This is a genomic window from Mycobacterium sp. E342, from assembly GCF_001667665.1.
Taxonomy (GTDB): domain Bacteria; phylum Actinomycetota; class Actinomycetes; order Mycobacteriales; family Mycobacteriaceae; genus Mycobacterium.
On record NZ_LZJM01000045.1, the window covers coordinates 1 to 9,002 of the forward strand.

General features: G+C 64.9%; 8 protein-coding genes and 1 pseudogene. 2 read left to right on the forward strand and 7 right to left on the reverse strand.

What is annotated here, in order from left to right:
* Positions 1-219, reverse strand: a 219-nt coding sequence (locus A5692_RS29660) for an MMPL family transporter (protein ID WP_369830253.1), incomplete at its 3' end; no start/stop codon positions are given.
* Here A5692_RS29660 and A5692_RS02450 point away from each other — a divergent pair.
* Both A5692_RS02450 and A5692_RS02455 read left to right on the forward strand, forming a co-directional pair.
* Positions 158-742 (forward strand): annotated as a pseudogene (locus A5692_RS02450) (MMPL family transporter); the annotation flags it as partial. The gene A5692_RS29660 and the pseudogene A5692_RS02450 sit on opposite strands and share 62 nt — an antisense overlap.
* A 62-nt stretch (positions 743-804) precedes the next feature.
* Complete coding sequence (locus tag A5692_RS02455) at positions 805-1,422, forward strand: TetR/AcrR family transcriptional regulator (RefSeq protein WP_067918981.1); 618 nt, start codon at positions 805-807, stop codon at positions 1,420-1,422.
* A gap of 133 nt (positions 1,423-1,555) precedes the next feature.
* Here A5692_RS02455 and A5692_RS02460 read toward each other — a convergent pair whose 3' ends face one another.
* From A5692_RS02460 to A5692_RS02485, 6 genes are all read right to left on the reverse strand, one after another.
* Positions 1,556-2,335 (reverse strand): enoyl-CoA hydratase/isomerase family protein, encoded by a 780-nt coding sequence (locus A5692_RS02460; protein ID WP_067918980.1) that lies wholly within the window; start codon positions 2,333-2,335, stop codon positions 1,556-1,558.
* A gap of 173 nt (positions 2,336-2,508) precedes the next feature.
* Complete coding sequence (locus tag A5692_RS02465; protein WP_067918979.1) at positions 2,509-3,684, reverse strand: thiolase family protein; 1,176 nt, start codon at positions 3,682-3,684, stop codon at positions 2,509-2,511.
* Positions 3,685-3,850: 166 nt separating this feature from the next.
* Complete coding sequence (locus A5692_RS02470) at positions 3,851-4,045, reverse strand: ferredoxin (protein ID WP_067918978.1); 195 nt, start codon at positions 4,043-4,045, stop codon at positions 3,851-3,853.
* 197 nt (positions 4,046-4,242) lie between these two features.
* Positions 4,243-5,706, reverse strand: a complete 1,464-nt coding sequence (locus A5692_RS02475) for an aldehyde dehydrogenase family protein (RefSeq protein ID WP_067918977.1) — start codon at positions 5,704-5,706, stop codon at positions 4,243-4,245.
* A 506-nt stretch (positions 5,707-6,212) separates the two neighbouring features.
* The gene (locus A5692_RS02480; protein WP_067918976.1) at positions 6,213-7,703 is read right to left on the reverse strand and encodes an aldehyde dehydrogenase; all 1,491 of its coding nucleotides are present in this window, start codon (positions 7,701-7,703) and stop codon (positions 6,213-6,215) included.
* Between the two features lie 14 nt (positions 7,704-7,717).
* Positions 7,718-9,002, reverse strand: a 1,285-nt coding sequence (locus tag A5692_RS02485; RefSeq protein ID WP_068051641.1) for a class I adenylate-forming enzyme family protein, incomplete at its 5' end; no start/stop codon positions are given.

The following is a 9,002-nucleotide window of genomic DNA, read 5'->3' on the forward strand; positions in this document are numbered from 1 at the left end:
TGCCGCCACCAGGCTGCGGGTGATGAGCAGCATGATGCCGAAGATCAGGATGAGCGCGGCGATCCCGGCGACCATCAGGTCAATGTTCACTCCCTCTTGCATATCGCTGTACATCGATGCCATCCCGGCCAGATACACCTTCGAGGTCTCCAGCGGGGTGCCCTTGATGGTCGCCGGGATCGCCGCGCTCATCCTGATCTTCGGCATCATGCTGCTCATCACCCGCAGCCTGGTGGCGGCACTGGTGATCGTCGGCACGGTCGCCGCCTCACTGGGCACCGCCTGTGGTCTGTCGGTCCTGCTCTGGCAAGACATCACCGGCCTCGGCATGCAATGGATCGTGTTGCCGTTGTCGATCGTGATCCTTCTCGCGGTGGGTTCGGACTACAACCTGCTGGTGGTGTCCAGGCTCAAAGAAGAAATACATGCCGGGCTCAACACCGGAATCATCCGCGGCATGGGAGCTTCCGGGCGGGTGGTCACCGCGGCCGGCATGGTGTTCGCGTTCACCATGATGTCGATGATCGTCAGCGAGCTCCGCGTAATCGGACAGCTGGGCACCACCATCGGCCTGGGCCTCCTGGTCGACACCCTGATCGTGCGCTCGTTCATGACCCCGTCGATCGCCGCCGCGCTCGGGCACTGGTTCTGGTGGCCGCTGAACACCTACCGCACCAAGCGGGCCCCGCGTGCCACCGACGAGGAGCGCACGGCCCCCATCCCACAGCTGACGGCCCCATGAAACTCACCTGCCGGTCTGTCACACTGTCGACGACAAGGTTGTCGGTTGACGGATCAGGGCCCATGACAGAAGCGGAATCAAAACTGCGGCAACGCACCGAGGGCCGCTTGGACCGGTCCCGCGATCCGGCCATTCTCAACGCCGCCCTAGCCGCCTTGACGGAATATGGTTATCACGCCACCAACATGAATGACATCGCGGCACGGGCAGGCGTCGGCAAGGCCGCCATCTACCGGCGCTGGTCCTCCAAAGCCGCGCTGATGACCGATGCTTTGGTGTACTGGCGACCCGACCTCTGCAGCGTCGACGTCCCCGACACGGGCACCCTGGAAGGCGATCTGGACGCCCTCGTCGAACGCGTCAAACGCAACGACAGCAGCCTGGTCAGCAATGACCTGGTGTTGCGAGTCGCGATGGAAGCGGCACACGAACCCGAACTCGCCTCGGCGCTTGATGACCTCATGCTCGGCAAAGGCAAACGCACGATTACCGCGATCCTTGCGCAAGCCGCCGACCGCGGCGAACTCTCGGCCGACCGCGACTGGTCGCTGGTGGCGGACGTTCTCGGAGCGATGGGTCTGCTGCAGGTTGCCCGCGGACAAAGCGTCGACGCCAATTTCGTCCGCGAGGTGATCGATACCCTGGTCTTGCCTGCAGTGCGCGCACCGACAAGCGAATAACTTCAGCGCGTCGGCTCTCTCGAGGATTACGCCGGGCCCATGCGTGTCGACCCACAGTCCGTTCGATGGCTGACCACGTGATCAGCCCAGGGGTTATCTCGTCCCGGTTGTTATATGCGGTCTTATTCCGGCACTAGCCCTTCCCTACGTCTGCTTTTGCCGCCAAGTCACGCGCGATCCTGGCCACCTCGGGTTGGCTGAAGGAGACCTCCTCGGCGGCAAGCGCATAGGGAAGGACCCGCCCTGCCGCCGCATTGAGGTGCAAGTTGACCGCGCGCTTGGTGTCCTGCAACGCCTGCGCCGGATGCGCGGCAAGCTTGTGGGCGAGTTCGAGTGCGGCGGGCATGAGTTCCTCTGGAGCCAACACCTTGTTGGCCAAGCCAATCTCCTTGGCGTCTTTTGCGAAGATGCGCTCCCCGGTGAACAGATACTCTTTGGCGCGCAGGATGCTCATCATTGCGGGCCACGTGATAGCTCCACCGTCGCCGGCGACCAGACCCATGGTGACATGTGTGTCGGCAATGAATGCGGTATCCGCCATGTATACGATGTCGGCCATCGTGGCCAGGCTGGCACCGAGCCCGACTGCGGGGCCGTTGATCGCCGCGATGACCGGCAGGTGAAAGCGCAGCATTTCGGTGACCAGCCGGGCGGCTTCGCGCATGCCGTGCCGCCGCCGATCAACGTTGGTGACCTTCTCGAGGAAGCCGGACACGTCGCCCCCGGCGCAGAACGCCCGCCCCGCGCCGGTGAGCACCACGACGCGCGCCTCCCAGTCGCTGGCGATCCGCTGCCATACGTTGCACAGCTCCAGATGAAGTTCATGGGAGAGCGCATTGAGGCTGTCGGGTTTGTTCAGTGTGACGATACGGACCGCCCCGTCAGACTCGATCTTGAGGATTTCGTCGCTCATGGTGTCTTGCTCCTTAGGTCGGGCCCATTTCGCTCTCCGTAGCGTGGCCGGTTGCACACACCGTTGCCGCGCGCAGGGAGCACGCCGAAAGCGCCGGGGTGTGCTGGGCGCCGTCCGCGGCGAGGTCGGACGATTGGCCCGATGCGCGGTGGTCTGGCCTTCGTCGACGGTCGTCAAGAAACCTCGATGACCATGGCGGCACCCATTCCGCCGCCGGCGCACATCGATACGACGCCGATCCCGCCGCCGCGCCGCCGGAGTTCGTACGTAGCAGAAGTCACCATGCGGGCACCAGTGGCGGCGATCGGGTGGCCGAGGCTGATCCCTGATCCGTACACGTTGACCAAGTCCTCGTCGAGGTCGAGCGCCCGCGAGCAGGCCACCGCTTGCGCTGCGAATGCCTCGTTGATCTCAAACAGGTCAACGTCTTTGAGGCTCAATCCGGCCAGCGCTAGGGCCTTCGGAATGGCCTCGATGGGGCCGCTTCCCGTGCGGTTGGGCGGCACACCGACCTGTGCCCACGACAGAATCCCCGCCATCGCGTCGGGAAAATCCTCGGGCCTGGCGAGTGCGACGACTGCGGCGGCGTCATTCATGCCCGAGCTGTTGCCCGCCGTCACGGTGAAGCCGGGGATCTCCGGGTGCAGGACCTTGAGGCCGCCAAGGATTTCCATCGATGTGTCCGGCCGCGGATGCTCGTCCTCGCCGAAGACGGCGGTCGACCCATCCTGACGTGGCACGTCGAGGGGGACAATCTCATCGACGAACGATCCCGAGTCCCGTGCCTTGACGGCGCGCTGGTGGCTGCGCAATGCCCACGCGTCTTGGTCCTCGCGGGTGATCCCGTATTGCGTCGCGCAGTTGTGAGCGACCGTGATGGACATGTCCATCGCCGGAGCGTCTTCGGTCGGGGGGTGTGAGAGCGAGACCCAGGGATCGTCGTATTCGTCCTTCGTGAAGGGCTTGCGCTTCCGGGTCACCGGAGTGGTGGATAAAGACTCCATGCCGCCGGCAAGGACTGCACAGCTCATCCCCGCGGCAATGTGTCCGGCGCCGATCGCGATCGCCGAAAGACTGGAAGCGCATTGCCGATTTACGGCCACGCCGGGGATATCAGTCAGGCCGAGCTCGACGGCGATGTATCGGGCGGAGTCTCCACCGCCCTGCATTACCTCGGCCAAGACGAAGTCGTCGAAGTCGCTCGGCACAAGACCAGATCGTTCGATGACCGCCGTCGTCACGGGCTTGGCGAGTTCTACCGCGGGCATGTTCGCCAACGTTCCCTTGCGAGCGGTGCCGATGGCGCTACGGCCGACGGCGACGATCGATGCCTTGATACGTGACGGCACGGTTCCTCCGAGGTCGGGACGTTAATTCTCAAGATAGCTATGTGAACAAATTGCGCGCTGGGAGGGTATCCCGCGCCACGGGAGTCATTGCACCGCCGAATCGCGTTGTGCTTGCGCCAAACTCACCGAAACACCATCGATCGTTGCGCGGCACCGCGACTGCGCCTCAATCCTCGTCAAGGACGAGTGCGCGTTCGGGGCAGGCGCCCGCTCCTGCGCGTGCGGTCTCGACGTCTTGCGGTGCGATCTCCGTCGCCGTCAGCGACGAGTAGCCGCTGTCATCGAGTGGGAACATGTCCTGATTGACGCCGTAGCACTGCGCGTGGCCGACACAGTGTTCACGTTGCAGCCGTAACTTCATGGCGAATCACCTCCGGATCGTGTCGCCTCGCCGCGGCAACGCGACGGCGACACTCTGAAAGAGTAGAAACATTTGCCTTTTCGACCTCATTCTACCGAACCGCCCCGGCGGTCGCTCGGCCGTGGGGAAGACCCCGGCCGTGCCGCGTCCCCTGGGGGTAACCCGGCACGGCCGATCTCGACGGGCACTGTCCTGGCTCAGCAGGGGCTGGCGATGGTCTTGATACGGAGGTACTCCGCGAAGCCCTCGACGCCGTGCTCGACACCGACGCCGCTGATACCCCATCCGCCGAATGGTCCGTCGGGCGAGAGGTAGAAGGAGTTGTTGATGTTGACCGTGCCGGCATTGAGTCGTCCGGCGACCGCCCACGCCCGCTCCTCGTCGGCGGACTGGACGTAGGCCGACAGACCGTAGCGGGAGTTGTTGGCCACTCGCACCGCCTCATCGTCATCACCTTCGTACCGGACGACCGTCAGTACGGGGCCGAAGACCTCGTTCTGTGCGATCTCCGCGTTCTCGTCGACGTCGACCACCAGGGTCGGCTCGTACCAGAACCCCTTGTCGCGATCGCCGCGCTTGCCGCCGACGGGCACTTTGGCTCCGGCCTGCTTCGCGCGGTTGACTAGACCCTCCATCCGATCGACCTGCTCTGCCCGGATGATCGGGCCAACGATGTTGTTCGGCTCGGTCGGGTCACCCCAGGGCATGTTCCCGATGTTGGCCGTCAGCCGCTCGACGACGTCGTCGTAGATGGATTCGTGGACCACCATGCGGGTTGGCAGCGCGCACCCCTGACCGCTGGTTGCCATGCACATGAATGTGCCCATAGCGCAGGAAGAATCGAGGTCGGCGTCGGGAAGCAGCACGTTGGCCGACTTACCGCCCAACTCCAGGACGACCTTGCGGCTCCCGATGGCCGCGCGCTGTTGAATTCGTTCGCCGACGCCGGGGGAGCCTGTGAAGTGATACAGATCCACACGCGGATCGCCGGTGAGGGCATCACCGGCGATGGCCTTGTCCGCTGAGCTGATCGTGTTGACTGCGCCGGCCGGAATATCGGTGTGTTCGGCGATCAGCTGAACCATGCGCGATGCGGTCAGCGGTGTATCTGGGGCGCTCTTGAGCACGACGGCGTTCCCGGCGGCGAGGCTGTGGTGGATCTTCCAGATCGCGGTCATGAAAGGGGCATTCCACGGGGTGATAGCCCCAACCACGCCGTACGGCTGGTAGCGTACGCGCCGGTTGGATCGCATTCCCAGAAGTTCGTAGGGCCCCAGCTCGCGCTCCCAGGGGAACGACGTGGCCAGGTCATTGAAAAAGTCCATTCCCTCGATCATCGCGTCGACGTGCGTGCCCATCACCGCGGTGCACACACCTGCTTCCGATGTCACGATGGTGCGCAGCTCCTCGACGTCCTTGCGAAGTGCTTGCTGGAATTGCTCGAGGCAGCGGCGCCGGAACGCGTGGTCGGTGGCCCACGTCGTCTCGTCGGCTACCCGTCGGGCAGCCGTGACCGCGTCGGCCACGTCCTCTGGGCCGGCATCGGCGGCGGCGGCCACCACCGATTCATCCGCGGGATTGATTACGTCGTAACGCTTGCCCGAGCGGGCTTCTCGGAACTCTCCGTCGATGAACAGCCTGCCCTCGTATCCAGCACCCATGGCACCCAAACCTCTCCCGCGAAGCTCAACGGCATTCGCACGCTCTAATAGGACACTCATTTGGCAGACTAGCGTGATGGCAGTCACCGCACAATGGGCCCCTGCGAGTGATGTGGCGCTTGACGGAATCTGCTGTCGGAGCAGGAGTCGACGGCGTTGTCCACGGCCAGGCCGCGGGGCACAGGAACCACTGATCATCCCGATGGGTATCCTTTAATCAGTCGATGGCAGCACACGTCGCGGTGCTGTCGTCGCGCCGTCGGGTAGGCCTACGTTCACTGCTTGGTAGACGCCGTCACCGGGGGCAGCGCCCACAAGCCCGTGGCGCCGAGCCCAGGGCTGCGGATTGTCGACACGACCGGGGCCGTTGGAAGGCGTCGTAGTCGAGGCCGGCCTTCACTGGTAGCTCCTCGTCGTCCCTGAAAGGCGTAGTGTGCGGGCAGTTCGTCGAGAGCGGTCGGATCGTCGACGGAGACGCAGGGGGACGGCGTCGCCGTCGACACCCATCATCCGAGGGTGAACGGGTCTCGGGTGGCGCCGCTCAGCTCGACCCAGATCGCCTTGGTCTCGGTGAACTCGTGAATGGCGTCGGCGCCGTTCTCGCGGCCGATTCCGCTGTGCCCCATGCCACCGAAGGGAACTTGCGGGGCGACCGCCCGGTAGCAGTTCACCCATACCGTTCCGGCGCGCAGTCCCGCCGCCACGCGGTGGGCACGGTGCACGTCGTTGGTCCACACGCCGCTGGCAAGACCGAACGGGGTGGCGTTGGCCATCTCGACCGCCTCGTCCTCGTCGGTGAACGTCATCACAGCCAGGACCGGGCCGAAGACTTCCTCGGCGACGGCCCGCATCGACGGGTCGACGCCGGTCAGCACGGTGGGTTTGACGAAGAAGCCGCCGAATTCGGTCGCGGGTTCACCGCCGCACGCGATTGTCGCGCCCTGTGCCCGGGCCGCGGCGAAGTGTTCGAGCACCTTCTCGTACTGGACCTTGTTGGACACCGGCCCCATCTCGGTGGTCGCCGCTTTCGGATCGCCCAGTCTGATGCTCGCGGCGCGGGCGACCACACGATCGACCAAGGCGTCGGCGACGTCGCGATGGACCAGCAGGCGGGACCCGGCCAGGCAGGTTTGCCCCGTTGCCGCGAAGACGCCGGCGATGATGCCGTTGGCCGCCGCATCGAGATCGGCGTCGGGGAACACCACCTGGGCGGACTTGCCTCCGAGTTCCAACGTGAAGCGCGCCATGTGCTCGATTGCCGCGCGCCCTACCGCGATTCCGGTCGATGTGGAACCGGTGAAGGCGATCTTGTCTATGTCAGGATGGGCGGCCAGCGCGGCACCGGTTGCCGGGCCCCAGCCGGTGACGACGTTGACCACTCCAGGTGGAAACCCGGCCTTGGCGAAGAGCTCGGCAAACGCCAGCGTCGACGTAGGCGTGTGCTCGCTCGGTTTGATGACGAACGTGCATCCGGCCGCCAGGCCCGCGGCTAGCTTCCACGTCAGCAGCAACAGCGGGGAGTTCCACGGCGTGATGGCCCCGACCACCCCGACGGGCTCGTTGCGCGTATAGACGAGGTAGTTGGATTTGTCGGTGGGGATGACTTGACCGTGCACCTTGTCGGCGAGCCCGCCGAAGTACCTGTAATAGTCAGGCAGCGAACGCATTTGGCCCACCATCTCGCGGGCCAACTTGCCTCCGTCGCGCACTTCGAGTTCGGCCAGCGTTTCCGCTTCGGCGGCGATGACGTCCGCGAGCCTGAGTAGCAGGGCGCCGCGCGCCGTCGGTGTGAGCTCCCCCCATGGCCCCCGCAACGCGGCGCGCGCCGCAGCGACGGCGGTGTCGACGTCTGAGGCGCCACCATCGGGTATCCGCACCCATGGTTGTCCGCTGTAGGGGTCGATGCTGTCGAATGTGGCCCCTGATTTGGCAGGGACGCGTTGCCCATTGATGAGCAGCTGGTACTCGGGCAGCGCGTCGGTGAGTGCTCGCGTCATGGTTGATCCCTCGCCTAGTCCGCTGATTGCTGGTGGGCGATGACGGCATCGGGCTGCGTCGCGTCGAGGTCTTCGCGGATCCGGCCCTTGAGGATCTTGCCTGCCGGCCCGAGGGGCAATTCGTTGCGATAAGCGAATCGGCGGGGTTGCTTGTACCCGGCCAGCTGTTCACGACACACAGTGCTGAGCTCGGCAGTCAAAGCCTCGAGGTCGGTATATGACGGGTGCGGCACGACCACGGCCACCGGGGTCTCGCCCCATTCGGCGTCCGGCACGCCGACCACCGCGACCAGCTCGACTCCGTCACATTGGGCGATGACCCGTTCGATCTCGGCCGGGTACACGTTGAAGCCGCCGGAGATGATCATGTCGGTCTTGCGTCCGGTGACGTGCAGATAGTTATCTGCATCGAGGTATCCCATGTCCCCGGTGCGCACGCCATCAGCGCGGAAGGTGGCGGCGGTTTGCTCGGGCTGGTTCCAGTAGCCCATGGCGTTGGCCGGGCTTTCGATGACAATCTCGCCGACTTCGTGTGCCGGAAGCGAACGTCCCTCGGCGTCGCAGATCCGGATCACGCACATCGGCGTTTCGCGTCCACACGACGTCAGGATCGAATTCCGCCCGGCGACAATGTCGCGGTGGTCCTGTGGCGTCAGGATGGTGGCCTGTCCACCGCACTCGGTCAGACCATACCGTTGCTGCAAGTCGCAGCCGAGCAACCTCATTGCCCGTTCGGCCAAGCCGGGCGGGACTGGTGCCGACCCGTAGGAGATGCGGCGCAGGCTCGAAAGGTCGCGCGGTGGACCCGACTCGATCATGGCTAGCGTGCGTTGCAGCATCGTGGGGATGAATGTGGTGAAGGTGATTTTATGGTGTTCGATTTCGTCCAAGACGCGTTCTGGTTCGAAGCGTTGATGGATCACCATCGTCTGGCCGAGGTATAGCCAGGACACGGTGCGCAGCATTCCGCCGGCGGTGAAGAACGGCGTGGTTGCCAACATGACGTCGGATGCCTGCGCCTCGGTCGCCAGGTTCGTATCGGCCGCCTGGTAAAGCAGGGCACGGTGAGCGTGCATGACCCCCTTGGCCCGGCCAGTCGTCCCGCTGGTGTAGAGGATGACGGCCATATCGTCGGGCGACGTCGCGCATGGCGGTGCGGCAGGGGACGCGTTGGCCAGGCGGCGCTCGTAGTCGTTGCCAATCATGAACGGGTCCAAGGTATCCAGCGGGACGGCGAACCTGTCGAATTGGTCGCCGTGCACGATGGCGGCGCGGGCACCCGAGTCATCCACGATGTGC